At 73.4% G+C, this 24,929-nt stretch carries 28 protein-coding genes; 16 read left to right on the plus strand and 12 right to left on the minus strand.

Translation table 11 applies throughout. The annotated features are described in order from the left end of the window. The first annotated feature begins 40 nt into the window (after positions 1-40). On the plus strand, positions 41-460 hold the full coding sequence (locus CLV43_RS07675) for a hypothetical protein (RefSeq protein ID WP_146174680.1): 420 nt from the start codon (positions 41-43) through the stop codon (positions 458-460). Here the strand turns inward: CLV43_RS07675 and CLV43_RS07680 are convergent. Together CLV43_RS07680 and CLV43_RS07685 are read right to left on the minus strand one after the other, a co-directional pair. After that, complete coding sequence (locus CLV43_RS07680) at positions 447-1,676, minus strand: sensor histidine kinase (RefSeq protein ID WP_425445731.1); 1,230 nt, start codon at positions 1,674-1,676, stop codon at positions 447-449. The genes CLV43_RS07675 and CLV43_RS07680 overlap by 14 nt on opposite strands. Continuing rightward, positions 1,673-2,335 (minus strand): response regulator transcription factor, encoded by a 663-nt coding sequence (locus CLV43_RS07685; protein WP_211304277.1) that lies wholly within the window; start codon positions 2,333-2,335, stop codon positions 1,673-1,675. The genes CLV43_RS07680 and CLV43_RS07685 overlap by 4 nt, the downstream gene beginning before the upstream one ends. 53 nt (positions 2,336-2,388) lie before the next feature. On the opposite strand from CLV43_RS07685, the gene CLV43_RS07690 reads away from it, so the two are divergent. From CLV43_RS07690 to CLV43_RS07705, 5 genes are all read left to right on the plus strand, one after another. Further along, positions 2,389-3,042, plus strand: coding sequence for a response regulator transcription factor (locus CLV43_RS07690; RefSeq protein WP_106186352.1), 654 nt, complete (start codon positions 2,389-2,391; stop codon positions 3,040-3,042). A gap of 155 nt (positions 3,043-3,197) precedes the next feature. Then, entirely contained in the window at positions 3,198-3,812 is a 615-nt protein-coding gene (locus CLV43_RS49140) for a DUF6875 domain-containing protein (protein WP_342749759.1), read from the plus strand. After that, positions 3,809-4,693 (plus strand): tryptophan 2,3-dioxygenase, encoded by an 885-nt coding sequence (locus CLV43_RS07695; RefSeq protein ID WP_245886209.1) that lies wholly within the window; start codon positions 3,809-3,811, stop codon positions 4,691-4,693. The genes CLV43_RS49140 and CLV43_RS07695 overlap by 4 nt, the downstream gene beginning before the upstream one ends. Next, positions 4,690-5,898: a kynureninase gene (locus tag CLV43_RS07700; protein WP_106186814.1), complete on the plus strand. Its 1,209-nt coding sequence runs from the start codon at positions 4,690-4,692 to the stop codon at positions 5,896-5,898. Before CLV43_RS07695 ends, CLV43_RS07700 begins: the two co-directional genes overlap by 4 nt. Then, on the plus strand, positions 5,895-6,662 hold the full coding sequence (locus CLV43_RS07705; protein WP_106186354.1) for an SDR family NAD(P)-dependent oxidoreductase: 768 nt from the start codon (positions 5,895-5,897) through the stop codon (positions 6,660-6,662). Before CLV43_RS07700 ends, CLV43_RS07705 begins: the two co-directional genes overlap by 4 nt. A gap of 76 nt (positions 6,663-6,738) precedes the next feature. Here CLV43_RS07705 and CLV43_RS07710 read toward each other — a convergent pair whose 3' ends face one another. Beyond that, a complete protein-coding gene (locus CLV43_RS07710; protein WP_106186355.1) occupies positions 6,739-7,611 on the minus strand; it encodes a hypothetical protein in 873 nt (290 codons plus the stop codon). 220 nt (positions 7,612-7,831) lie between these two features. Here CLV43_RS07710 and CLV43_RS47645 point away from each other — a divergent pair, with 220 nt between their 5' ends. Beyond that, positions 7,832-7,975: a hypothetical protein gene (locus CLV43_RS47645; RefSeq protein WP_170155733.1), complete on the plus strand. Its 144-nt coding sequence runs from the start codon at positions 7,832-7,834 to the stop codon at positions 7,973-7,975. 76 nt (positions 7,976-8,051) lie between these two features. Continuing rightward, positions 8,052-10,310, plus strand: coding sequence for an exo-beta-d-1,3/1,6-glucosidase (locus CLV43_RS07715; RefSeq protein WP_106186356.1), 2,259 nt, complete (start codon positions 8,052-8,054; stop codon positions 10,308-10,310). A 6-nt stretch (positions 10,311-10,316) separates the two neighbouring features. Here the strand turns inward: CLV43_RS07715 and CLV43_RS07720 are convergent, their stop codons facing one another. Further along, the gene (locus CLV43_RS07720; RefSeq protein ID WP_106186357.1) at positions 10,317-11,015 is read right to left on the minus strand and encodes an SDR family NAD(P)-dependent oxidoreductase; all 699 of its coding nucleotides are present in this window, start codon (positions 11,013-11,015) and stop codon (positions 10,317-10,319) included. A 102-nt stretch (positions 11,016-11,117) separates the two neighbouring features. On the opposite strand from CLV43_RS07720, the gene CLV43_RS07725 reads away from it, so the two are divergent. Beyond that, on the plus strand, positions 11,118-11,972 hold the full coding sequence (locus tag CLV43_RS07725) for a helix-turn-helix transcriptional regulator (protein WP_106186358.1): 855 nt from the start codon (positions 11,118-11,120) through the stop codon (positions 11,970-11,972). Positions 11,973-12,013: 41 nt separating this feature from the next. Here CLV43_RS07725 and CLV43_RS07730 read toward each other — a convergent pair whose 3' ends face one another. The 6 genes from CLV43_RS07730 to CLV43_RS07755 form a co-directional block, all read right to left on the minus strand. Beyond that, the gene (locus CLV43_RS07730) at positions 12,014-12,484 is read right to left on the minus strand and encodes a cupin domain-containing protein (protein ID WP_106186359.1); all 471 of its coding nucleotides are present in this window, start codon (positions 12,482-12,484) and stop codon (positions 12,014-12,016) included. Positions 12,485-12,536: 52 nt separating this feature from the next. Next, positions 12,537-13,430, minus strand: a complete 894-nt coding sequence (locus tag CLV43_RS07735) for an alpha/beta hydrolase (RefSeq protein WP_106186360.1) — start codon at positions 13,428-13,430, stop codon at positions 12,537-12,539. 200 nt (positions 13,431-13,630) lie between these two features. Continuing rightward, positions 13,631-14,647 (minus strand): amidohydrolase family protein, encoded by a 1,017-nt coding sequence (locus tag CLV43_RS07740; RefSeq protein WP_106186361.1) that lies wholly within the window; start codon positions 14,645-14,647, stop codon positions 13,631-13,633. 55 nt (positions 14,648-14,702) lie between these two features. Then, on the minus strand, positions 14,703-15,680 hold the full coding sequence (locus CLV43_RS07745; protein WP_170155734.1) for a VOC family protein: 978 nt from the start codon (positions 15,678-15,680) through the stop codon (positions 14,703-14,705). Beyond that, complete coding sequence (locus CLV43_RS07750) at positions 15,677-16,735, minus strand: PrpF domain-containing protein (RefSeq protein WP_245886210.1); 1,059 nt, start codon at positions 16,733-16,735, stop codon at positions 15,677-15,679. The genes CLV43_RS07745 and CLV43_RS07750 overlap by 4 nt, the downstream gene beginning before the upstream one ends. Then, on the minus strand, positions 16,732-17,424 hold the full coding sequence (locus tag CLV43_RS07755) for a 4-carboxy-4-hydroxy-2-oxoadipate aldolase/oxaloacetate decarboxylase (RefSeq protein WP_106186363.1): 693 nt from the start codon (positions 17,422-17,424) through the stop codon (positions 16,732-16,734). The genes CLV43_RS07750 and CLV43_RS07755 overlap by 4 nt, the downstream gene beginning before the upstream one ends. Positions 17,425-17,631: 207 nt before the next feature. Between CLV43_RS07755 and CLV43_RS07760 the strand changes: the two genes are divergently transcribed. Genes CLV43_RS07760 through CLV43_RS07775 form a run of 4 tightly spaced genes read left to right on the plus strand, consistent with a single transcriptional unit; the run spans position 17,632 to position 21,035 of the window. Then, positions 17,632-18,621 carry an ABC transporter substrate-binding protein gene (locus CLV43_RS07760; protein ID WP_106186364.1) on the plus strand — a complete coding sequence of 330 codons (990 nt, stop codon included), beginning with the start codon at positions 17,632-17,634 and terminating at the stop codon, positions 18,619-18,621. Further along, on the plus strand, positions 18,618-19,421 hold the full coding sequence (locus CLV43_RS07765) for an ABC transporter permease (RefSeq protein ID WP_245886211.1): 804 nt from the start codon (positions 18,618-18,620) through the stop codon (positions 19,419-19,421). The genes CLV43_RS07760 and CLV43_RS07765 overlap by 4 nt, the downstream gene beginning before the upstream one ends. Then, positions 19,418-20,188 carry an ABC transporter permease gene (locus CLV43_RS07770; RefSeq protein ID WP_106186365.1) on the plus strand — a complete coding sequence of 257 codons (771 nt, stop codon included), beginning with the start codon at positions 19,418-19,420 and terminating at the stop codon, positions 20,186-20,188. The genes CLV43_RS07765 and CLV43_RS07770 overlap by 4 nt, the downstream gene beginning before the upstream one ends. Before the next feature lie 4 nt (positions 20,189-20,192). Continuing rightward, entirely contained in the window at positions 20,193-21,035 is an 843-nt protein-coding gene (locus CLV43_RS07775; protein ID WP_106186366.1) for an ABC transporter ATP-binding protein, read from the plus strand. Here the strand turns inward: CLV43_RS07775 and CLV43_RS07780 are convergent. After that, positions 21,032-21,661, minus strand: a complete 630-nt coding sequence (locus CLV43_RS07780; RefSeq protein WP_245886212.1) for a TetR/AcrR family transcriptional regulator — start codon at positions 21,659-21,661, stop codon at positions 21,032-21,034. The genes CLV43_RS07775 and CLV43_RS07780 overlap by 4 nt on opposite strands. 92 nt (positions 21,662-21,753) lie before the next feature. On the opposite strand from CLV43_RS07780, the gene CLV43_RS07785 reads away from it, so the two are divergent. From CLV43_RS07785 to CLV43_RS07795, 3 genes are read left to right on the plus strand one after another with little or no spacing between them, the layout of a single operon-like run. Further along, a complete protein-coding gene (locus CLV43_RS07785; RefSeq protein WP_106186367.1) occupies positions 21,754-22,491 on the plus strand; it encodes an SDR family NAD(P)-dependent oxidoreductase in 738 nt (245 codons plus the stop codon). A gap of 36 nt (positions 22,492-22,527) precedes the next feature. After that, positions 22,528-23,418, plus strand: coding sequence for an alpha/beta fold hydrolase (locus CLV43_RS07790; protein WP_106186368.1), 891 nt, complete (start codon positions 22,528-22,530; stop codon positions 23,416-23,418). Continuing rightward, entirely contained in the window at positions 23,415-24,320 is a 906-nt protein-coding gene (locus CLV43_RS07795; protein ID WP_106186369.1) for an NAD-dependent epimerase/dehydratase family protein, read from the plus strand. Before CLV43_RS07790 ends, CLV43_RS07795 begins: the two co-directional genes overlap by 4 nt. On the opposite strand, the gene CLV43_RS49995 is transcribed toward CLV43_RS07795, so the two are convergent. Then, positions 24,314-24,442: a hypothetical protein gene (locus CLV43_RS49995; RefSeq protein WP_281262147.1), complete on the minus strand. Its 129-nt coding sequence runs from the start codon at positions 24,440-24,442 to the stop codon at positions 24,314-24,316. The two genes, CLV43_RS07795 and CLV43_RS49995, sit on opposite strands and share 7 nt — an antisense overlap. Positions 24,443-24,929: the final 487 nt, after the last annotated feature.

Below are 24,929 nucleotides of genomic sequence, written 5' to 3' on the forward strand. Positions count from 1 at the left end.
CCCCGTAGCGTAGGACACCCGATACAGAAACGGTCCAGCTTTGGTACGACGCCGATTCCTGTTGTGCGCCGCGGTGTTGGTCGCGGTCGTCGCCGCCGTCGTGGTGCTCGCCGACGACCCCGACGTCACCGTCGGCGCGCTCCCGCCACGCCCCGCGATCGCGGGCTCGCTGCGCTTGGACCCCCCGTTGCCCAAGGCGGGCCAGGACGTCGTCGTGCACCTGGACCTGGTCGCCGACCGGCCGATCACCCCGCGCGCGCTGACCGTGCGGGCGCAGGACGCGGGCGGCACGTCCTACGACTTCCCCGAGCTGGCGGGGCAAGCGCTCGACACCACGGCGCGGGACATCACGCTGCGGCGGGCTTTCCCCGCTCCGGGCGTCTACACCTACTACCTCGCCTACCGGTTGGACGGCGACTGGGTGACCCTGCGGCCGTGGGAGACGGTCACCGTCCGCTGACCGGCAGGCTCAGCTCGAAGATCGCGCCGCCCTCCTCGGCGTTGAACACGCGCAGCGAGCCGCCGTGGGCCAGCGCGACCCACCGCACGATCGACAGGCCGAGCCCGGAGGACCCGCCGCTGCCGGTGAACCGGTCGAACGCCTCCTCCGCCGCGGCGGCGTCGATGCCGAGGCCGTGGTCGGCCACCGTGACGCGGCCGTCGGCGACGGTGATGTGCACGATCGCCTCGCCGTCGGGCCTTCGGCCGTGGCGCAGGGCGTTGGCCAGCAGGTTGCCGACCGCGCGCTGCACCAGGTTCGGGTCGACGTCGACCTTGGTCGGCGAGGTGGTGACGGTGACCTGGGCGCCGTGCGCGGGTGTCTCCTCGACCACGCCCGCCACCAGCTGGTCCAGCCACACCGGTTGGATCGCGAGCTGCTCGACACCGGCGGCGAGCCTGGCCCGCACCAGCAGCCCGTCGATGATGCCGCCCATCCGCCCGGCGAGCCGGACCGTGCGCGGCAGCAGTTCGGCGTGCTGGTCGGGATGTCGCAACGCGGTCTCGGCCAGTGCGCGCAGCGCCGCGACCGGGGTCCTCAGGTCGTGCGCGGTCTCGGCGAGCAGCACCTCCTGCTGCTCCAGCGCCGCCGCGGCCGGGCGGATGGCGCGGCCGGACAGCACGTGCCCGGCGACGCCGAGCGCCAGCACGAGCACCGCGCACCCGGCGACGACGGTCCACAGCACGCCGAGGTGGCGGGACCGCTCCGGGCCGAGGTCGGAGACGGCGACGATCGCGCCGACGACGGCGCCGTCGTTGGTGCGCAGGGGTTCCGCGCGCACCCGCAGGTCGTCCTTGGTGCCCGCGATGGTCGTGCCCTCCTGGACGGCCCTGGTCGCCAGCGCGCTCAGGACGCCGAGGTCGGCGACCACGCAGGTCCGCTCGCTGACGTGGCCGCGGAACTCGCCGGGCGCGCCGCCGGGAAGGATCACGAACTGCGGGCACTCCCGGTTCACCGGGTCGGCGACGAGGTCCGTGGTGACCAGCGACTGCCGGTAGTCGACCAGCCTGCTGGCCACGGCGGTGACGCGGTGCAGGTCGGCGTCGAGCCGTTCGGCGCCCTGCTCGGCGTCCTCGCGGACGACGAGGACCGCCAGCACCAGCAGGCCCGCGGTGTTCATGGTGGTGAACAGCACGGTGAGCAGCCAGCGCAGCCCGCGCAGCCGGGCGGCGCTCACGTCGTGCCCAGCCGGTAGCCGTAGCCGACGACGGTGTGGATGAGCCCTGGCTCCCGCAGCTTGCGCCGCAACCGCACCACGACCACGTCGACGACGTTGGCCATCGGGTCGGACTCGGTGTCCCAGCAGTGCTCGATCAGATCCCCCCTGGCGACCGCGCGCCCGGCGTGCGCGGCGAGGTACTCCAGGACGGCGAACTCCTTGCCGCTCAGCGTGAGCAGCACCCCGGCACGGCGCACCTCGCGGCGGGCGCAGTCCACCTCCAGGTCGGCGTGGCGCAGCACCGGCGGTCTGCCGCTGCCCGAGCGGCGGCACAGCGCCAGCACCCGCGCGGCCAGCTCGGCGTTGGCGAACGGCTTCACCAGGTAGTCGTCGCCGCCGTGCGCGAAGCCCGCCAGCCGGTCGGCGACCGAGTCGCGGGCGGTGAGGAACAGGACGGGGACCGCCCAGCCGTCGCGGCGCCGGGTCCGCACGTGGTCGATCGCATCGCCGTCGGGGAGCACGCGGTCGAACACGACGCAGTCGTAACCGTTGTGCGCCAACGCCTCGCCCGCGCCCGCGAGGTCGCCCGCGGTGTCGACCTCCAGGCCCGCGCCGCGCAGCTCCCCCGCGACCGCGACCCGGATGTCCTCGTCGTCCTCGACCACCATCACCCGCATGGCACCGGAACCTAGCGGGCGGGTGGCCGTCGTGGCGCACTACGGTGGGCCCCGTGCGGATCCTGGTGACCGAGGACGACGAGGACCTGCGGCTCGCGGTGGCGGTGTCCCTGCGGGGCAACGGGTTCGCGGTCGACGTGGCTCGGGACCTGGCGGGCGCGGACGAGACGCTGGCGGTCAACTCCTACGACTGCGCGGTGTTCGACCGGATGGTCCCCGGCGGTGACGCCCTGGGGTACGTGGCGGCCCGGCGCCGCACGGGGTTCGACCTGCCGGTGCTGTTCCTGACCGCGCTCGGCGGCTTGGGGCAGCGGGTGGAGGGGCTGGCGGTCGGCGACGACTACCTGGTGAAGCCGTTCGAGATCGACGAGCTGGTGGCGCGGGTGCGCGGCCTGTGCAGGCGCGGGCCGATCGGCAGCCCCGCGGTGCTGCGGCACGGCGACGTGGAGCTGGACCAGGGCAGGCGGGAGGTGCGGCGCGGCGGCGTGCTGCTGACCGTGACGCACAAGCAGTTCCTGGTGCTGGAGCTGCTGCTGGCCAACGCCGGTCGGGTGGTACCGCGCGACGACCTCATCCGGCACGCGTGGGACGAGCACCTGGACCCGTCGTCCAACGTGCTGGACGTGCTGGTCGGCCAGCTGCGCCGCAAGCTCCACGAGCCGCCCGTGGTGCACACCGTCCGCGGGGTCGGCTACCGCGTCGGCTGACCCCTATATTCCACCTCCGAACGGTCGGGTCATCGGTGGTATCGCACTCGCGGTATACCCCTCGGGGGATGAGCGAGCTTCACCTGATCGGACCTGTCAACGACTTCTTGCCGCGCTATGGTGGAGGTGAAAGACCGTTTCCTGGGGGAGGAAAAATGGTTCAGGGAGTTTCCTCGTGGGCTCTCGATGCTGCTCAGAAGTGGTTTAGGGACTATCTCACGCAACCACACGACGCAATCGGCAGGACGGGCGCGGTGTGCCCATTCGTCGAACCGTCGCAGAGAGCCGACTGCTTGCGGGTGGAAGAATGGCGGATGGACGACGACGCGGACGTCGACGACGTGGTCGCGCTGATCGGACGCATGGTGGAGCACTTCGACGGGATCGCATGGGCTTCCGCCAACAAGATCCTGCACGCGCTCGTGGTGGTGCTGCCGGACCTGGCGGGTGATCGGGCGCACCTGCTCGACGAGGCGCACCGGATCACCAAACCCGATCTCGTCCGCCGCGGCCTGATGCTCGGCCAGTTCCACGCCGAATGCGACGAGCCGTCGGCGCGCAACCCGGATTTCCCGGTGTCGAAATCACCGGTCCCGCTGTTCGCGCTGCGGCACGTCGCATTTCACGACGTCCTATTCCTGGACTCCGATCCGGGGTGGTTCGCGCATTACGCGCGCCGGTACGGCAAGCGCTATGCGAAAGGCGCCGTGCCCGAGCCGTTGTTCGCCGCGTTGTTCGCACGGGCCTGTCGACGCTGGGGAGCCGAGTGACGCACACACCGCCGGACCTGGGTACCGGGAGCAACGCGCAGCGGGAGGAGCTCGCGGCCGCCACGCGGGGCGACCCGGTGCTCGACTTCCCCGGCACCAGCACGCCCTACATCGACTACCAGAGCATCGACGTGCTGCTCTCGTTGCAGCACCCGAGGTCCGGCGAGCCCGCCGAGCTGACCTTCTACGTCCTCGGCCAGGTCAAGGAGCTGCTGTTCAAGCTCGTGTACGAGGAGCTGGTCCGGGTGCGCGGCCTGCTCGACGCCGACGACGTGCCCGGCGCGGTGTGGGCGCTGCGCCGGGTCCGCCGGGTCGTCGAGCTGCTGGTGGGCAGCTGGGACGTGCTGGGCACCCTGGCGCCGACGGAGTTCAACGGCTTCCGCGACCACCTCGGCCAGGCGTCGGGGTTCCAGTCGTACATGTACCGGATGGTCGAGTACGTGCTGGGCAACAAGGTCGGGTCGCTCTCGCGCCCGCACCGCAACGTCCCGCACGTGCGCGAGCAGGTGGAGCGGGCGCTGCGCGAGCCCGGCGTCTACGACGCGGCGGTCGCGCTGCTCGCCAGGCGCGGGGCCCGCGTCCCGCGCGAGGTGCTGGAGCGCGACTTCTCCCAGCCGGAGGCGCACTGCCCGGAGGTCGAGCGGGCCTGGGCGGAGGTGTACCGCGACGGCGGCCCGGCCGACGAGCTGTTCCTGCTCGCCGAGGGGCTGATGGACGTCGCGGAGGCCGTCTGCCGCTGGCGGTCGGTGCACCTGCTGGTCGTCGAGCGGATCATCGGCACGAAGCCGGGCACGGGCGGCACCACCGGTGTCGCCTGGCTGCGCCGGATCAACGAGCACCGGTTCTTCCCGGAGCTGTGGACCGCGAGGGGGTCGCTGTGACCGTGATCGGGAACGACGCCGCGCTGCGGGACGCCGCGGATCCGCTCGCGCACCTGCGCGACCGGTTCCACCCCACGCCGGGGGACGCGGTGTACCTCAACGGCGGCTCCCTGGGCAGGCTGCCCACCGCCACCGCCGGGATCGTGGACCACGTGGTCCGCGCCGAGTGGGGCGACGGCCTGGCCGGGGCGCGCACCACGTGGTTCGACATGTGCGAGCGGATGGGCGACCGGGTCGCGGAGGTCGCGCTCGGCGCGCACCCCGGCGAGGTGGTCGTCGGCGACTGCACCAGCGTGAACCTGTACAAGCTGGCGGCCGCGGTGCTGGACGCGGATCCGGGCCGCCGCGCGATCGTCACCGACGACGACAACTTCCCCACCGACCAGTACGTGCTGGCCGGGGTCGCGGCCGAGCGCGGCGGCACCCTGCGCAGGCTGCACACCGACCCGGACCGGGGTCTGGACCTGGACCTGCTGCGCGAGGCGGTGGACGACGACGTCGCGCTGGTGTCGCTGTCGCTCGTGTCCTGCCGCAGCGGGGCCCTGTTCGACATCGCCGAGGTGCAGGAGATCGCGCACGCGGCGGGCGCGCTGGTGCTGTGGGACCTGAGCCACGCGGCCGGGGCCGTCCCGGTCGACCTGGCCGCGAACGGCGCGGACCTCGCGGTCGGCTCCACCTACAAGCACCTGTTCGCCGGTCCCGGCGCGCCCGCGTTCCTCTACGTGCGGCGCGACCTGCACACGGTGCTGGCCCAGCCGATCCACGGCTGGTACGGGCACCGCGAGCAGCTGGCGATGCGCGGCGACTACGAGGCGGACCCGACGATCCGGCGGTTCCTGACCGGCAGCCCGCCGATCCTGTCCGCGGTGGCGATCGAGGCGGGCCTGGCGGTGATCGCCGAGGCCGGGCTGGAGGCGTTGCGCGCCAAGAGCGTCGCGCTGACCGGCTACCTCCAGGAGCTGCTGGAGCCGACCGGGCTGCGGCTGGCGAGCCCGGTCGACCCCGCCCGGCGCGGCGCCCACGTCACCTACGGGCACCCGCGTTCGGCGCAGCTCGTGCCGCTGCTGGCGGAGAACGGGGTCTTCGTCGACTACTCGGTGCCCGACCGGCTGCGGCTGACGCCGGCACCGCTGTCCACCCGCTTCGCCGACGTGGCGACGGCCGCGGAGCGCATCCGCGGGGTACTGGAGAGGAGCGGCCTGTGAGCCGTCGACGGGTCCTGGTCACCGGGGCGTCGCGCCCCGCCGGCATCGGCGCCGCGGCCGCCGCGGCGCTGGCCGCCCGTGGTGCCGCGGTCGCCGTGCACGCCCGCGCCGACGTGGAGGCCGCCGAGGCCGTGGTGGCGAGCCTGTCCGGCGACGGCCACACCGTGGTCGTGGCCGACCTGGCCGACCCCGAGCAGGTGGCCAAGATGGTCGACCAGGCGGTCGCCGTGCTCGGCGGGGTCGACGTGCTGGTCAACAACGCGGCCCTGCACGTCGAGCACCCCGTCGCGGAGACGTCCTACGCCGACTGGCAGGCCGTGTGGCGGCGCACGCTGGACGTCAACCTGGTCGGCACGGCCAACGCCACCTGGTGCGTGGTGGACCACCTGCTGCACCGGCCGGAGGGCCCGGCGGGCGCGTCGATCGTCATGGTCGGCTCGCGCGGCGCCTACCGCGGTGAGCCCGTGGTCTCCGCGTACGGCGCGAGCAAGGCGGGGATGCACGCGTTCGCCCAGTCCATGGCGGTCGCGCTGGCGCCGCACGGCATCGGCGTCGCCGCCGTGGCGCCCGGTTTCACGATCACCGACCTCACCGAGGAGCTGCTCGACGGCCCGGAGCGCGGCGCGATCCTCGCCCAGCACCCGTTCGGCCGCGTGGCGAGCGCCGCGGAGATCGGTGCCGCGATCGCCTGGCTCGCCTCGCCGGAGGCTCAGTGGGCCAGCGGCACGGTGCTCGACCTCAACGGCGCGTCCTACCTGCGCTGAACCCCGCGTCCCCTCGCCGCCCGCCGGGTGGCGAGGGGACGCGCGTCGGGAGTCCTTGCACCCCAACGCGCGCGGCCTACGCCTCGTCCCTCCACATGCGATCGTCGTCGGCCGGACCGGGTCTCTCCCAGCCGGTGGGGGCAGGCACCGCGTCACCGTCCGCGGCCACGCCGTCCGGTTCCGGTCGTGGCGGATGCCCAGACGCGACAACCGGAACCCGGCGCGTCGGGTGCACCGCGGTCAGCAGCAGAACGGCGCCGCCCAGTGCCAGGGCGAGGATCCCGCCGAGCACGAGCACCGCCGAGGCCGGGCGCAGGGCGGGCACCGACGCCCGCGCGGACAGCCGGGTGTCGACCACGCGCGAGCCGTCCGCGTTCAGCACCGCCACGGCCCACTTCCCCTCCTCCGCCTGCCACGACGCCGTTCCCGTGCCGTAGGCGACCCAGATCGGCCGCGCGGCGGGCTCGCTGGGCGCCGGACCGCCGTCCTGGTGCTGGCGGCCGATCGCGGTCCCGTCCAGCCGCAGCTCGTCGTAGTCCACGCCGGTGAGGTAGTCGGCCACGTCGTCGGCCGTCCCGATGCCGACGAACACGTCGTGGTCGACCCGCAGCTCGACGACCCCGAGCCAGTCCTGCCCGATGGGGACCCCGACGTCGGTCCAGCGCATGTCGACCGGGCCGAACGAGAGCGCGTAACCACTGGTGCGGAACGACTTCGAGCCCGCGCCGAGGAAACCGTCGGCGTCGCGCTGGGTCGCGTCGACCCAGAACCCCAACGACCCGGCGGCCGTGAGGAGCGATCCGACGACCAGCAGCAGCGCGCCGACCAGGGCCGCGGTCCGCCGACCGGTCCACCCGCCCTCGGGCGACCGGCGACCGCGGAACTCCCCCGGCGGGCCGGGCGCGCCGTCGCCCTCCCGTGGGCGCGGTGGCGCGTGATCATCGGTCATGAGGCCAATTTACGCGGCGGAAGCCGTCCGGAGTGGGCCAGTTCCGCCACCCGGTGAAGCAGGCCGCCGGGCGTGCGGCGTGAACACGCCGGCCCGGCCTTGGGTACGTTGTCCCCAGGTTTCCGCTAGCTTATGGGAGCGCTCTCACGTTATCGTGGGAGCGCTCTCAAGGTGATTCAGTCCCCGGCCGACGACCTGGAGCCGCAGTGCGGATCGCTTCGTGACGACGCCCCTCGGGGTCGTCGGCATCGCCGTCGGGTCGCTCGTGCTCGGGACCTTCCCGCCGTCCTCGACCCGCGCCCGCGGACCCCGTCCGAGGTGGGCGCCGCCCGCAGGCACGTCCACACTGGTCGGGATGCCGTGACCCCGCCCGCCCCCGACCCCGTACGCACGACCCGCGGCGACACCGCCACCGCGGCCCCGACATCCCCGGAGAACACATGGACCACGACCTGCCGTTCCGCGACGCCACCCGACCGGTCGGGGAGCGCGTCGCCGACCTGCTGGGGCGCATGACCCTGCCGGAGAAGGTCGGGCAGATGACGCAGCTGGACTCGCGGGAGGACCTCGAGGCCCACGTGCTGGACAAGCACGCGGGCTCGATCCTGCACACCTCGCCGGAGCGCGTGCTGCGCGCCCACGAGCTGACCGCCCGCACCCGCCTGCGCATCCCGCTGCTGGTCGCCGAGGACTGCATCCACGGCCACTCCTTCCACGAGGGCGCGACGATCTTCCCCACCCAGCTGGGCATGGCCGCGACGTGGAACCCCGAGCTGGTCGAACGGGTGGCGCGGACCACCGCGGTCGAGGTCGCCGCGACGGGCGTGCACTGGACGTTCTCCCCCGTGCTGTGCATCGCGCGCGACCTGCGGTGGGGTCGGATCAACGAGACGTTCGGCGAGGACCCGGTGCTCATCGGCGAGCTCGCCTCGGCGATGGTGCGCGGCTACCAGGGCGACGGCCTCGCCGACCCGACGGCGATCCTGGCCACCGCCAAGCACTTCGCCGGGTACTCCGAGACGCAGGGCGGCCGCGACGCCAGCGAGGCCGACCTGTCGCGCCGCAAGCTGCGCTCGTGGTTCCTGCCGCCGTTCGAGCGGGTCGCCCGCGAGGGCTGCCGCACGTTCATGCTCGGCTACCAGACCACCGACGGCGTCCCGATCACGGTGAACTCGTGGCTGCTGGACGAGGTGCTGCGCGGCGAGTGGGGATACACCGGCACGCTGGTGACCGACTGGGACAACGTCGGCCGCATGGTCTGGGAGCAGCGGGTGCAGCCGGACCTGACGCACGCCGCCGCGGCCGCGGTCAAGGCGGGCAACGACATGATCATGACGACGCCCCGGTTCTTCGAGGGCGCGCTGGACGCCGTCGAGCTCGGCCTGCTCGACGAGGCCGACGTGGACCAGGCGGTGGGTCGCGTCCTGACGCTGAAGTTCGAGCTGGGCCTGTTCGAGAACCCGAGGCAGCCCGACCCGGAGCGGCAGCGGGCCGTCGTCAACCACCCGGACCACGCCGCGCTCAACCTGGAAGTCGCGCGCCGCTCCCTCGTGCTGCTGCGCAACGACGGCCTGCTCCCGTGGCGGCCGGAGACCGGTGGCGGCCGCCGGGTCGCGGTGGTCGGCCCGCTGGCCGACGACGCCCAGACGCAGCTCGGCGACTGGGCGGGCTCCTCGGGGCAGGTCGACTGGCTGCCCGACGGCCACCCGCGCGACATGATCACCACCGTGCTCGACGGCCTGCGCGGCCTCGTGCCGGACGGGTGGGAGGTGGTCCACGCGCCCGGCGCGGGCATCCTCGACCTGGTCCCCGACCCCGAGGGCGACACGTTCCCCGACGGCCAGCCGCGACCTCAGGTGGTCGTGCCGCGGGCGCCGGACGAGGCGCTGATCGCCGAGGCCGTGGCCGCGGCGCGCGACGCGGACTTCGTGGTCGCCGTCGTCGGCGACCGGATCGAGCTGGTCGGCGAGGGCCGTTCCACCGCCACGCTCGACCTGGTCGGCGGCCAGAACGCCCTGCTCGACGCCCTCGCCGCGACCGGAACTCCGCTGGTCGTGGTGCTGCTGGCCTCCAAGCCGCTGGTGCTGCCGTCCTCGGCGCTGGACGCCGCCGCGCTGCTCTGGGTGGCCAACCCCGGCATGCAGGGCGGCCGGGCGGTCGCCGAGGTGCTGCTCGGCCTGGTCGAGCCCAGCGGGCGGCTGCCCATCTCCTTCGCCCGGCACGTCGGCCAGCAGCCCACCTACTACAACCAGGTGCGCGGCCAGCACGGCGTCCGCTACGCCGACCACACTCAGGACCCGGCGTTCGCCTTCGGCGAGGGTCTGTCCTACACCGAGGTCGAGTACTCCGACCTGGCCGTGGACAGCTCCGTCCTGGGTGCGGGCGACCACGTCCGGGCGACCGTGACCGTGCGCAACGCCGGTGGGCGGCCCGTCCGGGAGACCGTGCAGGTGTACGTCAGCGACAACGTCACGTCCGCCAGCTGGACCGGGAAGGAGCTCAAGGCGTTCCACCAGGTCGACCTGGCGCCGGGCGAGTCCGCGGTGGTGCCCCTCGACGTCCCGGTCGCCGACTGCTCCATCGTGGACGCGACCGGTCGCCGGGTGGTGGAGCCGGGCGACTTCACGCTGCTGGTCGGCCCCTCCTCCCGCGACGCGGGCCTGCTGCGGGCGGGCTTCACCGTGAAGGGGACCGCCTGACGGGGCTCAGGACCAGCTGATCTCGCCGGTCCGGTCGACGAACCGGCCGGAGCCGGCGCCGGGTCCCTCGGTGGCCAGGCCGACGATGGCGTCGGTGCCCTCGGTGACGGTCTGCGGACCGCTGTTGCCGTTGATGTCGGTCGCGGTGTAGCCGGGGTCGGCGGCGTTGACCCGGATGTCGGGCAGAGCCTTGGCGTACTGGGTGGTCAGCATCGTGAGCGCCGCCTTCGACGCGGTGTAGAGCGGTACGACCACCGTGGACTCGGAGCGCTCGGGGTCGTGGGTGTGGGCGAGCGAGCCCATGCCGCTGCTGACGTTGACGATGACCGGGTCCGCCGACCGGCGCAGCAGCGGCAGGAACGCGGTGGTCGTCCGGACCACGCCCGCGACGTTGACGTCGAACACGCCCAGGGCGTCGGCCCCGGTCAGGGCGCCCGCGTCGCCGAACGGGCCGTGGACGCCCGCGTTGTTGACCAGGACGTCGATCGAGCCCTCGTGCGCGGCGACGTCCGCGGCCGCCGCGGCGACGGACGCGTCGTCGGTCACGTCGATGGGGACGAAGCGCGCGCCGAGCTCCGCGGCGGCCTTCGCGCCCTGTTCGGGGTCGCGGGCTCCGAGCAGCACGGTGTGGCCGAGCCCGACGAGACGGCGGGCGGTCTCGCGGCCGAGCCCCTTGTTCGCTCCGGTGATGAAGGTGGTCGTCATGGGACCGATGCTCGTCCCGCCCGCGTCCCCCGGCCAGGGACGGCTCGACGGTAGGAATGGCGGTACCACCCGGCGCGCGGGCCGGGCGGGGAGAATGGGGCCGTGACCACGACACCGTCGGCCGGGCTGGGCGCGACCATCCGCACCTGGCGGGACCGGCTGCCCCCGTCCGCCGCCGCGCTGCCGGTCGGCCGGTCGCGCCGCACGACCGGGCTGCGCCGCGAGGAGCTGGCCGACCTCGCGGGCCTGTCGGTCGACTACGTCGTCCGCCTGGAGCAGGGCCGCGCCACCTCCCCCTCCGCTCAGGTCGTCGCGTCCCTGGCGCGCGCCCTGCAGCTGACCGGCGACGAACGCGACCACCTGTACCGCCTCGCCCGTCTCGTCCCGCCCGCCGACGACGTGATCTCCGACCACATCACGCCCGGTGTGCACCGCGTGCTCGGCAGGCTCGGCGACGTCGCGGTCGCCGTGTTCGCGGCCGACTGGCAGCTGATCTGGTGGAACCGCGCCTGGGCCGCCCTGCTCGGCGACCCGTCGTCGACACCGCCGCGACGGCGCAACTTCGCCCGCGACCGCTTCCCGGTCGACAGCGGCCCACCCCAGCTCGCGCGGTGGCCGGTGACCGAGTCCGACCGCACCACCACCGACGCCGCCGTGGTGTCCGACCTGCGCCGGGCCACCGGCCGCTTCCCCCGCGACCCCAGGCTGGCCGCGCTGGTGCACGACCTCACCACGGGCAACGAGCGGTTCGCCGAGCTGTGGGCGGCGGGCAGGGTGTCCTCCCACCGCGAGGACCACAAGACCATCCACCACCCGTCCGTCGGCCCGGTCGCGATCGACTGCGACATGCTGACCGACGGCGACTCCCACCACAAGATCGTCATCATGACCACCGCCCCGGACAGCCCGGACGAGACCAAGCTGCGCCTCGCCACCGTGGCCGGGGCGCTCGCCTAGCCGACCCCTGGCTGGTCAGGACGGCCGCCGGGTACTCCGCGTCACCCGGCCTCGGGGCCGTGTTCGGTCGACGGCACGGTGGCGTAGCCCGCCATCATCCCGATCTGGGCCTCGTGGGTCATCGGCCTGCCGGAGGCGATCCAGTCGCGGATCTCCTCGAAGTAGCGGATGTAGAAGTCCGGGGTGACGGTCGAGACCATGACCGCGGGCTCGTCGCCGGGGTTGCCGAAGGTGTGCGGCACCCCTGGGGGCACCATCGCCATCGCCCCGGCGGTCGCGTCGTGGACCTCGTCGCCGACGGTGAACCGGACGGTGCCCGAGATGACGTAGAAGCCCTCGTCGTGCTGGGAGTGCCGGTGTTGCGGTGGCCCCTCGCTGTGCGGCGCGAGGGTCAGCTCGATCACCCCGAGGCGGTGGTCGGTGGTGGAGCCGTCCTCGAGGACGCGCAGCCGCGAGCCCCCGAGCTCGATGACCTCGCCCTGGTCCGGTCCGACGATCGACAGCCGTGCCATGTCAGTCCTGCTTTCCGTTGTCGTTCGGGTGCGTGCCAGCGGTCGGGTCGGCTCAGCCGTCGAGGTGCTGGCGGAGGAAGAGCGCCGCGCGGTCGAGCGCCTGGTCGGCCTCGTCGAGGACTCCCGCGAAGAACTGGAAGACGTGGGGCACGTCGGCGGTGACGTCGAGGACCACGTCAACGCCCGCGGCGACCGCGCGGGCCGCCATCCGGGTCGAGTCGTCCAGCAGGACCTCGTTGCCGCCCACCTGGAGCAACGTGGGCGGGAACCCGGTGAGGTCGGCGGTCAGGGCGGGGCTCAGCAGCGGGTCCAGCGGGTCCTGGCCGGGGCAGTACCCGGCGAAGACGGCCGCGAGGGCCTCACGGGTGAAGAGCGGGTCGACCCCGTGCTTGGCGTCCATGCTCCCGCCGCTCAACGTGAGGTCGAGGCCCGGCGAGAAGGCGGCGACGGCCGCCGGGGTCGGTAGACCGCGCTCCCTGGCCCGGAGCAGGGTCGTGACGGCGAGGCTGCCCCCGGCCGAGTCGCCCGCGAGTGCGATCCGCGCGGGGTCCTCACCGCTGTCGAGCAGCGCCCGGTAGGCCTCCAGGCAGTCGTCGACCGCCGCCGGGAACGGGTGCTCCGGGGCCAGGCGGTAGTCGAGCGACAGCGCCCGCGCACCCGAGCGGGTCACGAGGTTGCCGGTCAGCGACAGCGACGTCTCCGGCGAGCCGAGCGTCCAGGCACCCCCGTGGAAGTACAGGATCGTCCCCGGACGCCGCCCCCGCGCGGGCTCGACCACGAGGGCTCGGCGATCGCCGAGCGTCGTCGCGGACGTGGTGATCGCCTCGGGGACGGCGCTCCGCGCCTGCCTGGCGGCGAAGCCCGCGCGCATCTCCTGCACCGTGCGGGGTGCCGGTCGCGGCTCCCTCAAGACGGCGTCGACCTTCGCGCGTTGTTCCCTGCTCATCCTGTGCACGCCTCCCTGCGCCGCGGCGCGGCACCACTTTGATGTCTCGCCGCGACATCACGCTAGCACCTGATGTCACCACGTGACACCAGGGTGGCGGGAACGTGCCGCGGAGGTGGGGGTGAGCCTCTTCGCGCGGCGGCGTCCGTCGGACGACGGGCACCGGGGTCCAGTCCCGTGATCACAGGGGGTTGCGGCGGTCACCCGCGGGCGTCGAGCAGGGCGCCCAGTCGCGGGTAGACGCGGCGGGCGTTGCCTTCGAAGACCTTCCGCAGGTCCCGCGGTCCCAGCCCGGTCGCCTCGACGTAGCGGCGGGTGTCGTCGAAGTGGTGGCCGGTCTCCGGGTCGACCCCGCGCACGGCACCGATCACCTCGGACCCGAACAGGACGTTGTCCGCGCCGATGACGTCGAACAGGAGGTCGATCCCCGGCTGGTGGTAGACGCAGGTGTCGAAGAAGACGTTGCCCAGCACCGACTCCGCCAGCGGCGGCCTGCCGAGCATGTCGGCCAGCCCCCGGAACCGGCCCCAGTGGTAGGGCACCGCTCCCCCGCCGTGCGGGATGACCAGCCGGAGGTCGGGGAGGTCGCGGAACAGGTCGGCCTGCAGCAGCTGCATGAACGCCGTGGTGCCTGCGTTGAGGTAGTGCGAGCCGGTGGCGTGGAAGTTGGGGTTGGTCACGGCGGACACGTGCACCATCGCGGGCACGTCCAGCTCCACCATGGCCTCGTAGAACGGGTACCAGCCCGTGTCGGTCAGCGGTGCCGACGTCCAGTGCCCGCCGCTCGGGTCGGGGTTGAGGTTGCAGCCCACGAACCCCAGCTCCTCGACGCAGCGCCGCAGCTCGGCCACGGCGTGCGCGATCGGCACGCCGGGCGACTGCGGGAGCTGGCACACGCCGACGAACTTGTCCGTGTAGAGCCCGACCACGCGGGCGATGAGGTCGTTGCAGGCGCGCGCCCACGCGGTGCTGACCTCCTCGTCGCCGAAGTGGTGGCCCATCGCCGAGGCCCGCGGCGAGAACAAGGTGAGGTCCACACCGCGCTCGGCCATGAGGCGGACCTGGCCGCCCTCGACCGACTCGCGGATCTCGTCGTCGGGGATCGCGGGGTAGGCCGGAGGCCGTCGACCGGCGTCGAAGGCCTCCTGCTGGGCCGTGCGCCAGGCCGTGTGCGCGGCGGGCGCGGTCGTGTAGTGGCCGTGGCAGTCGATGATCACGACGCGGTCCCCCGGTCCCGTACTCCGTCGGGCGTTCCCCCGTACCCCACCGCTGTCACGACTCCGGCGGCGGCACGACCGGCGTGCCGTGGGTGTGGAACGTGTCGATGGTCTTGAGCCCCCACGCCTGCCCCTTCGCCCGCTCCTCGCGGTTCCAGCTGATCGTCTTCCAGTCGGGCGCCAGGACCAGCCGGGCGCCCGCGTTGCAGATCTCGATCCGGTTGCCGCCCGGTTCCCAGACGTAGAGGAAGAACGTCTGCTGGATGGCGTGCTTGTGCGGCCCGGTCTCGATGTGCACGCCCGCGTCGAGGCACACGTCCGCGGCCCGGAGGATCTCCTCGCGGGTGTCGGTGGCGAACGCGAGGTGGTGCAGCCGTCCGGAGTGGCCGGTCCAGTCCTCGGTGTGCACGAGGTCGTAGGTCTTGTCTCCCACGGAGTACCAGACGGCCTGCGGGCTGCCGTCGTCCTTCACGATCTGCTCGGTGCAGCGCGCGCCCAGCACGTCCCGCAGGAACGCCGAGGTCGACGGCACGTCGGCGGTCAGGTGGTTGACGTGGTCGAGGCGGCGCAGGTTCGCGCCCCGGCCGGGGTAGGCCGCCGCCTGGTTCTTGAGCGCGGGCCGGTCGGTGTCGTCGGCCCGGTACCAGTCGACGTCCCAGTACAGCCCCATCTCGTGGCCGTCGGGATCGGCGAACAGGTACACCTCGCCCAGACCGCGCACGTCCGAGGTCACGCCTCGACCGAGGCCCGCGGCGTCGATCCCCGCGCGCAGCCGGTCGACGGCCTGCGGGCTGGCGGCGCGCAGGTAGGTGCGGCCGACACCCGCGGTGTCGCGCTGCACGAGGCGGACGGTCCACGACTGGTAGTCGTCCCAGGTGTGCAGGTAGACCGAGGTGTCGTCGCGGTGCACCTCCCGCAGCCCCAGCACGTCCACGAAGCAGTCGCGGGACTCCTCCAGGACGGGGGTGAGCAGTTCGACCGGTCCGACGTGGGCGATGTCGCGCCTGCGGTCGGGGTCGTGCGCGGGGGTCATCCGGTCGCCTTTCCCGGTCGCGGCCACACGAGGCCGTCGGACAGCTTGCGGGCCGTGCGGACGACGGCGCTGCGGAGCAGACGGGTGTCCGCGCCGTCGCCGTCGAGGTCGACGGACACGTCGAAGTACCCGGTCGGGTGCTCGACCCGCACCGGGTCGACCGCGGTGACCGGGTTCGCGACGGTGCCGGGCGTGAGCACCCCCGCTGCGACCGACACGGCGCCGAGGACGCCGATCGCGGTGTGCACGCGGTGCGGGATGAACGTCCGGGTGGTCACGGTGCCGCCGCGGCGGGACTCCGACACGATGGTGATCTTGGGGACGGTGGTGTCCCGGACGTCGCCGAGCCCCATCGCCGGACCGGCCTCCAGTCGGATGGCCTCCACCGCGGCGCGGAGCCGGTCGTCGGCTTCGAGCACGTCCGGCGGCTCGGTGCCCTCGACGCCGAGGTCGGCCGCCCGGACCAGCACCACGGGCATGCCCGCGTGCACGCAGGTGACGTCGACACCCGCGAACCGGTCGACGAGGCCGCCCGTGGGGAAGACGGGCGCGTCGCCGCCGGGGAACTCCAGGTGGACCGGCGCGGCGGGGAACGGCGTGCCCGCCACGGCGGTGTCGCCGTCGTAGGCCACGCGGCCGCCGGGGGTCGACACCGTCGCGACGACGAGGCTCGGCACGGGGTTCACGATGCGGATCCGGACGTCGGTGGTCCCGCCGGAGACCGGGACCAGGCCCCGCTCGATCGCGAACGGCCCGACGCCCGCGAGCAGGTTCCCGCAGGTCTGGGCGTCGGTCACGACCGCCCGGTCGGGCACGACCTGGAGGAACAGGTAGTCGACGTCGGCGTCCGCGGACGGCGAGACCACCGCCACCTTGCTGGTCAACGGGTGCCCGCCGCCGATCCCGTCGACCTGGCGCGCGTCCGGCGAGCCCATGACCCGCAGCAGGAGGTCGTCGCGCTCGGCCGGGTCCGCGGGCAGGTCGGCGGCCAGGAAGTACGCGCCCTTCGAGCTGCCGCCGCGCATCTGCATGCAGCGGATCCCGTCGGCGCTCACGTCGGCAGCCGGTCGACGTAGGTCACGCCGAGGTCGGCGAGCAGCGGGCGCAGGCCGTACAGGTCGATCCCGAGGGTGCCGCCCGCCAGCTCGGCGCGCTTGGCGGCCTCCCCGGCCAGCCGCTTCGCCGCCGCGGCCGCCACGTCGGGCGCGGCGGCCACCGGCAGGGCCAGGACACCGTCGTCGTCGGCGACGACGACGTCACCCGGCCGCACGACCCGGCCGTCGGCGACGACGGGGACGTTGACCGAACCGGGGCTGGCCTTCACCGTGCCCTGCGCGTGCACGGCCCGCGACCACACCGGGAAGCCCATCCCCCGCAACGCCGCCAGGTCGCGGACCCCCGCGTCGATGACGAGGCCGACGACGCCGCGGGCCACCAGCGAGGTCGCCAGCAGGTCGCCGAACATGCCGTCGGTCGACCGCGAGGTCGTGGTCACGACCAGCACGTCACCGGGTCGGCACACCTCGACGGCGGCGTGGATCATCAGGTTGTCCCCCGGATGGCAGGACACCGTGATGGCCGAGCCCGCGATCGCGGTGCCGCTCTGGCGCGCCCGGACGGCGGGGCCGAGCAGGCCGGTGCGGCCCGCGGCCTCGTGGACCGCGGCGACACCGGCCTCGCGGAGTGCGGCGACGGTCTCCGGGTCGGCCCGGTCGACGTGCCGGACGACGTAGTGGGGTGCCATGCGCGCCTCAGCTCGGCAGCGGCGTGGTCGGGACGGCGGTGGTCATCGGTCTTCCTCACTCGGGGTGGGCGGCTCTCCGGTCACTGTCTACGCCGCACGCACATTGCGGTCAAGATTGTCTTCACAATTGTTGACAATCTGGGTACGGTCGCCTCCGACGGCCTCACCAGCGCTCGTCGGCGCGCGCTCCGTCCAAGGAGGACCACCGTGTTCCCACCCGTTCCCCCCGTCCGACCGGCGCGACGGCGCGGCCTGGCCGCCCTCCTGGTCGCGTCGGCGGTCCTGGTCACGAGCGCCTGCGGCTCGGCCGCGCCCGGCGGCGAGTCGGCGTCCGGGACGACCGCGGTGAAGGTCGGCGTGATCCCGATCGTCGACGTCGCCCCCGTCCACCTGGGCATCAAGCAGGGCTTCTTCGCCGCCGAAGGGCTCGACGTGAGCCTCGAGACCGCGCAGGGCGGCGCGGCCATCGTCCCCGGCGTCGTCAGCGGGCAGTACCAGTTCGGCTTCAGCAACACCACGTCGCTGCTGCTGGCCTCCTCGCAGGGCCTGCCGCTGAAGGTGGTCACCTCCGGCGTGGCCTCCACCGGCGAGCAGGGCAAGGACTTCGGCGGTGTGGTGGTCAAGGCCGACAGCCCGATCAAGAGCGCGGCGGACCTCGCGGGCAAGCGGGTGGCCGTGAACACCCTGAAGAACATCAACACCACCACGGTCAACCAGGTCGTCCGCGACGCGGGCGGCGACCCGTCCACCATCCGGTACGTCGAGCTCGCGTTCCCGGACATCGTGGCGGCCGTGGCCAGGGGCGACGTGGACGCGGGCCAGGTGGTCGAGCCGTTCCTGACCATCGCCGCAGGCCAGGCCGACCGCCAGGTCGTCTCCAACTACGCGGCCACCGACCCCGGACTGACCGTCGGGATGTACTTCACCTCGCGGACCTACGCCGCGCAGAACCCCAAGGCGGTCGCCTCGTTCACCGCGGCGATGAACAGGTCCATGGAGTACGCCACGGCGCACCCGGACGAGGCCCGCGCGATCCTCCCCACCTACACGAAGATTGACTTCGCGGTGCAGAAGGACCTCGTGCTGCCGAAGTGGCCCGCCACGATCGACCGCGGGCCGGTGCAGCGCCTGGCCGACCTCGCCCTGCGGGACGGGCTGATCACCAAGCAGCCCGACCTCGGCACCCTGCTGCCGTGACGGGAGCGGTCACCGCGCCCCGCGCCTCCCGCGGGCGGATCCCCGAACCCGCCCTCGGGGTGCTCGGCCTGGCGCTGCTGGTCGCCGTGGTGGAGGCGCTGCCGCGGCTGGGCCTGGTCGACGGCCGGTTCCTGCCGCCCGCCACCGCCATGCTCGGGGAGCTCGGCCACCAGCTCCGGCTCGCGGAGTTCTGGGTGGCCGCCGGGCAGACGCTCGGCGGCTGGGCACTGGGCTTGGCGCTCGCGGTGGTCGCCGGGGTCGTGGTCGGGGTGGTGATCGGCGGCGTCGGGTTCCTGCGGGCCGTCACCGCGTCCACCATCGAGTTCCTGCGCCCCATCCCGTCGGTCGCCCTGATCCCGCTGGTGGTGCTGGTCCACGGCAGCAGGCCGGAGTCGGCGCTGGTCCTGGTGGTGTACGCGGCGTTCTGGCAGGTGCTCGTGCAGGTGCTCTACGGCGTCGCGGACGTCGACCCGGTCGTGCGCGACACGGCGCGCTCCTACCGGTTCTCCCGGTGGACCGTCGTCCGCGCGGTCGTCTGGCCGACCGCCCTGCCCTACGTGGTCACGGGGTTCCGGCTGGCCGCGTCGGTGGCGCTCATCCTGGAGGTCACCGCCGAGCTGATCATCGGCGTGCCCGGCCTCGGCCGTTCGATCGGCGTGGCCCAGAGCTCGGGCGCCGTCACCCAGACCTACGCGCTCGTCATCGTCGTCGGACTCCTCGGCGTCGCCGTCAACACCTCCGCCCGCTTCGTCGAACGGCGCGCGCTGCGGTGGCACACCTCGGTCCGGAGGGACCTGTGACCCGCCGCGCACTGGTCGCGCTCGGCCTGCCCGTCGTGCTGGTGGCGACGTGGTGGGTGCTGTCGGCGGGCAGCACGAGCTTCTTCTGGCCACCGCTGTCCGCGATCGTCGCGGCCTTCCCGACGACGTGGACGGCCGACCCCATCGCGCACGACGTGCTGCCCAGCCTCGCCCGGCTCACCGCCGGGTACCTGGTCGCGCTGGTCGTCGGCGTGGCCGCGGGGGTCGCGATCGGCTCCGACCGCGTGCTGCGCGCGCTCTGCGAGCCCGTGCTGGAGTTCCTCCGGGCCATCCCGCCGCCGGTGCTGGTCCCCGTGATCGCGCTGTTCGCGGGCTACACCGGGTCGACCACCAAGGTCGTCACCATCGCGCTCGGCTGCCTGTGGCCGATCCTGCTCAACACCGTCGAAGGCGTGCGGTCGCTGGACGAGGTGCTGCGCGACACCGCCCGCTCCTACCGCCTCGGCCGCCTGACCACCCTGCGCCAGGTGGTGCTGCGCGGGTCCAGCCCGCGCATCGCCGCCGGTGCCCGCCAAGCCCTGTCCGTCGGCGTGATCCTCATGGTCATCAGCGAGCTGTTCGGCGCCGACCGCGGGCTCGGCGCGGCCGTCGTGCGGTTCCAGCGCGGTTTCGCCATCCCCCAGATGTGGACCGGCATCATCCTGCTCGGCCTGCTCGGAGTCGCCCTCTCGGGCCTCTTCCGGCTCGTCGAGCACCGAACCCTGGCCTGGTACCGCGGTCTGCGCCAGGCCGAACGGGAAGTGTGACGACGTGAGCACCACCGCCCTGGACGTCCGGAACCTGGCCAAGACCTACGACGGCCACGGCCGCGACGTGGAAGCCGTGCGGGACCTCACCTTCCGCGTCGACCGGGGTGAGCTCGTCTGCGTCGTCGGCCCGTCCGGCGCGGGCAAGACCACCCTGCTGCGGTGCGTCGCCGGACTCCTGGACAGCTCCGGCGGCACCGTCCACCTCGACGGCGTGCCGGTCACCGGGCCACCCGCGGGCATGGCCGTGGTGTTCCAGGAGTACGGGCGCAGCCTGTTCCCCTGGCTCACGGTCCGCGGGAACGTCGGGCTGCCGTTGAAGGAGAAGGGGCTCGACCGCCCCACCCGCGCCGCCAAGGTCGACGCCGCGCTGGCCGCCGTCGGGCTGTGCGACAGCGCCGACGCCCACCCGTGGCAGCTGTCGGGCGGCATGCAGCAGCGGGTGGCCATCGCCCGCGCGGTCGCCTACGAGCCCAGCGTGCTGCTGATGGACGAGCCGTTCGCGTCGGTGGACGCGCAGACGCGGGCCGAGCTCGAGGACCTGGTGCGCGACCTGTGGCAGGACCTCGGCGTCACCGTCCTGTTCGTCACCCACGACATCGACGAGGCCGTCTACCTGGGACAGCGCGTGCTGGTGCTGTCCAACCGGCCGACGGTCGTGCTGGAGGACGTCCGCGTCGACCTGCCGACCGCGCGCGACCAGCTGCGCACCCGCTCCTCCCCCGCGTTCGCCGCGGCCCGCAACCGGGTCTACGAGCTGGTGCAGCGGGCCAAGCAGGGCCACCGGCCGTTGCCCCGAGCGACGGGCGCGCGGGCGATGTCCACCGGGACCACCGCCGAAGGCTAGCCGACGGCGTCCACCGCGAACGAGTGGATGTAGGCGAGGGCGGCGTTCATCGACGCCTCCAGTGGACGGACCTGGAGCATCGTCTGCGAGAGCAGGACGCCGCCCTGCAACGCCGAGAGCAGCGACAGCGCCAGCTCTTCGAGGTCGGCGTCGGCGCGCAGCTCCCCGCGGTCGCGCATGGCCCGCAGCCCGTCGAGGACGAGGTCCTTCCAGCGCAGGAAGCCGTTCGCGATGTCGCTGCGGGACTCCTCGTCCCGCACGCTCAGCTCACCCGCGAGCGAGCCGAGGTTGCAGTCGCCTCGGCAGCCGGTCTCCACCTGCCGTTCGATGGCCGCGTCGGCCCACGCGCGCAGCGCCTCGAAGCTGTCCAGCGCCGTCACCCGCGGCTCACCGGGCTGGAGCACCGAGTCCGCCTGCCTGGTGATGACCGCCCTGATCAGCGCCTGCTTGCTGTCGAAGTAGTGGTACAGCTGCGACCCGCTCACCCCGGCCGCCGCCCGCACGTCCTCGATGCCCGTGCCCGCCACGCCGTTGCGGGCGATCAGCTCGGTCGCGGCCTCGACGATGCGGTCCCTGGTGGCCCGCCCCTTGGGGGTCAGGCGACGCGGCTTCGGCTCCTCGGTCACGGTCACCAGCCTACCTGAGACTGGGTTGCGCAATCCAGAATTCGTGGCTACGTTTCTGGACAGAACAACCCAGAAAGTGAGGCCGACCCACCATGACCACCACCCGCACCGCCCTCGTCACCGGCGCGACCGCCGGTATCGGCCGCGCCGTCGCGCTCCAGCTGGCGGCCGACGGCATCGACGTGGTCGCCCACGGCCGCGACCCGGAACGGGGCGCGCTGCTCGTCAAGGAGATCCAGGCGCTGGGCGGATCCGCCCGCTTCGTCACCGCCGACCTCGCGGACACCGACGAGGTGCTGGCACTGGCCCGTACGGCGGGCGAGGTCGACGTCCTGGTCAACAACGCGGGCGTCTACGCGCTCACCAGCACCCCGGACACGACCGCGGAGAGCTTCGACCTCCAGTTCGCCGTCAACAGCCGCGCGCCCTTCCTGCTCGTCCAGGCGCTCGCCCCCGCCATGGCCCGCCGCGGCCACGGGTCCATCGTCACGGTCACCTCGACGGCGGCGACGTCCCCGGCGCCGATCGGCGGCGCGTACGGCGCGTCCAAGGCCGCGGTCGAGCTGCTGACCCGCGCGTGGGCCACGGAGTTCGGCCCCAGCGGTGTCCGGGTCAACGCCGTCTCCCCCGGTCCGGTCCGGACGGCGGGGACCACGGCCATGCTCGGCGAGAACGTCGGGATGCTGGGCCGCGCCAACCTGCGCGGCCGGATCGGGGAGCCCGAGGAGATCGCGGCGGTCGTCCGGTTCCTCGTCGACGACGCCAGCGCCTACGTCAACGGCACCGTCGTCGTCGCCAGCGGCGGCGAGCTCAGCGCGCTGCCCGCCTGACCCGTGCCACCCCCTGCGACCACAAGGAGTTCGACCATGACCGACACGGTGCAGGACACCGCCCTCTACGCCTGGCTCCCCTCCGGTTTCGACGTCCGCACGGCCGAGGTCGGGGGTGTCCGGTTCTCCGCGGCCGTCGGCGGACAGGGGCCGTTGATGGTCCTGCTGCACGGCTGGCCGCAGACCGGCCGCGCGTGGGCGAAGGTCATGCCCGCCCTCGCCGAGCACCACACCGTCGTCGTCCCGGACCTGCGCGGCACCGGGGCCAGCGACCTGCCCGAGGACGGCTACGCCAAGAGCGACCAGGCGAACGACCTGCACGGCCTGCTCGACGCCCTGGGCCTGTCGGGTCCCGCGGTCGTCGTCGGGCACGACATCGGCAGCATGGTCGCGTTCGCCTGGGCGCTCTACCGCCCCGAGGACGTCGCGGCCCTGGTACTGCTCGACGCCTTCCTGCCGGGGGTGGACCTGGAGGAGTCGATGAACGTCGTCACCGGCGGCTCGTGGCACTTCGGGTTCTTCATGGCCCCGGTCGTCCCCGAGATGCTGATGGACGGCCACGAGCTGGAGTTCGTCAAGGCGACGTTCGGCGCCCGCAGCGCGCCGTCGACGTTCACCGAGGAAGAGCTTGCCTTCTACGCCCGCGTCTACCAGGGCCGTGACCGGCTGCGCGGCGGCTTCGGGCACTACCGCACGCTGCTGGACGACGGCCGGGAGAACCGGGCCGCGCTGGCGACCCGCCGGTTGACCATGCCGGTGCTGTCCATCGGCGGGCGCGACTCCGTGGGCGACCAGACCAGCAAGGCGCTGCGGCCCCACGTCGACGACCTCACCGGTCTCGTCGCGCCCACCGGCCACTTCGTGGCCGAGGAGGCGCCCGAGTGGTTCCTGGACGTCCTGCGCTCGTTCCTCGCGGGTACCTCGTGAACGTCCTCGTCGTCGGCGCCACCGGGTTCGTCGGCGGTGGTGTCGCGCGGCACCTCGCCGCGTCCGGCCACCGGGTCACCGGCCTGGCCCGCACCGACAGCGCGGCGGAAACCTTGCGGCGGTGGGGAGTCACGGCGTTGCGCGGCGACCTGGACGAGGGGCTGGCCGACGTGGCGCGGGCCGCCGGACGGTCGGACGCGGTGGTGTTCGCCGCCCAGCTCGACGCACCGCGGGAAGGGCTCGTCGTCGCCGAGCTGCTCGACGCGGTGGCGGGCACCGGGAAGGCGTTCGTGTTCACCTCCGGCAGCGGCGTCCTCCTCCAGCGCACCGGAGGCGCCTGGAGCGAGGACAGCTTCGCCGAGGACGACCCGTTCACGGTGGAGCCGCTGGCCGCGGAACGGCTCGCCGTCGAGGACCTGGTCCGGGCGGCGGCCGGTCGGCGGGTGCGGGCGGTGGTCGTGCGGCCGGGGATGGTCTGGGGTCCGGGCGAGCACGGGCACGTGTCGATGATCTACCGGTCGGTCGCCGCGACCGGTGCCGCGTGCTACGTCGGCCAGGGCCTGAACACCTACTCGCACGTGCACATCGACGACGTGGCAAGGCTATTCGGGCTCGCGCTGGAGAAGGGGACCGCCGGGGCGCTCTACCACGCGGTGGCCGGTGAGACGCCCACCCGGTGGATCGCGCAGGCCGTCGCCGCCGACCTGGACCGCCCCACCCGCGGGCTCACCGCGGAGGAGGCCGTCGGGGTGTGGGGCGAGTTCGGCGCACTGATCCTCTCCGCGTCCAGCCGCGTCCGCGCGCCACGTGCGCGGGCCGAGCTGGGCTGGCGCCCCGTCCACCCGGACATGCTCGCCATGGTCGGTGACAGCGGGATGCGGGCCGTCGCGCTGGCTCAGTAGTCCTCCGGTGCGGGCGCGGTCCAGGCCCACACGAACGTGACGAGGACGAACATGCCGACGATGACCAGCGGCGCGTCGACGATGAAGTGGCCGCGGGCGGCGCTGAGCAGCCCGCCGACCACGTGAACCCACCAGACAGCGGGCGGTGGCTTGACCGGCCGGGTGTGGCGCGGGCGTTCCCGGTGGGGCTGCACCGTGTACCGCAGACCCCTGGAACCCTTGCGCCGCAACCTTCCCGCGGGCCGGATCCGGACTCCGGGTCGCGGTTCCACCACCGCCCGCCGGAGTGGTGCACGGTGATCATCTGACCGGGCTCGATCCGCTCCAGCTCGGGATCCCGGTGGACGCGCTGCCACCACACGCCAGGGACCTCGCGCGGCACCGCCGCGCCCAGGGCCTCGACGTCGACCAACAGAAGTCACGCGCCCGGAGGAAACCGGTACCCCCTGGTCTTCCTCACGCACAACAGCAACAAAACGCCGCAAAGCACCATTTTCGACACCGAGACGCACAACCGGCGTCACCATTTCCGCAAAAATATGGTTATCGCACAAAGCACACATCCGCACTTGTCCTGTGGGTATTCTTCCGCCGATGTCGGGGACCACC

Source organism: Umezawaea tangerina, assembly GCF_003002815.1.
In the GTDB taxonomy this organism is placed as follows: Bacteria; Actinomycetota; Actinomycetes; order Mycobacteriales; family Pseudonocardiaceae; genus Umezawaea; species Umezawaea tangerina.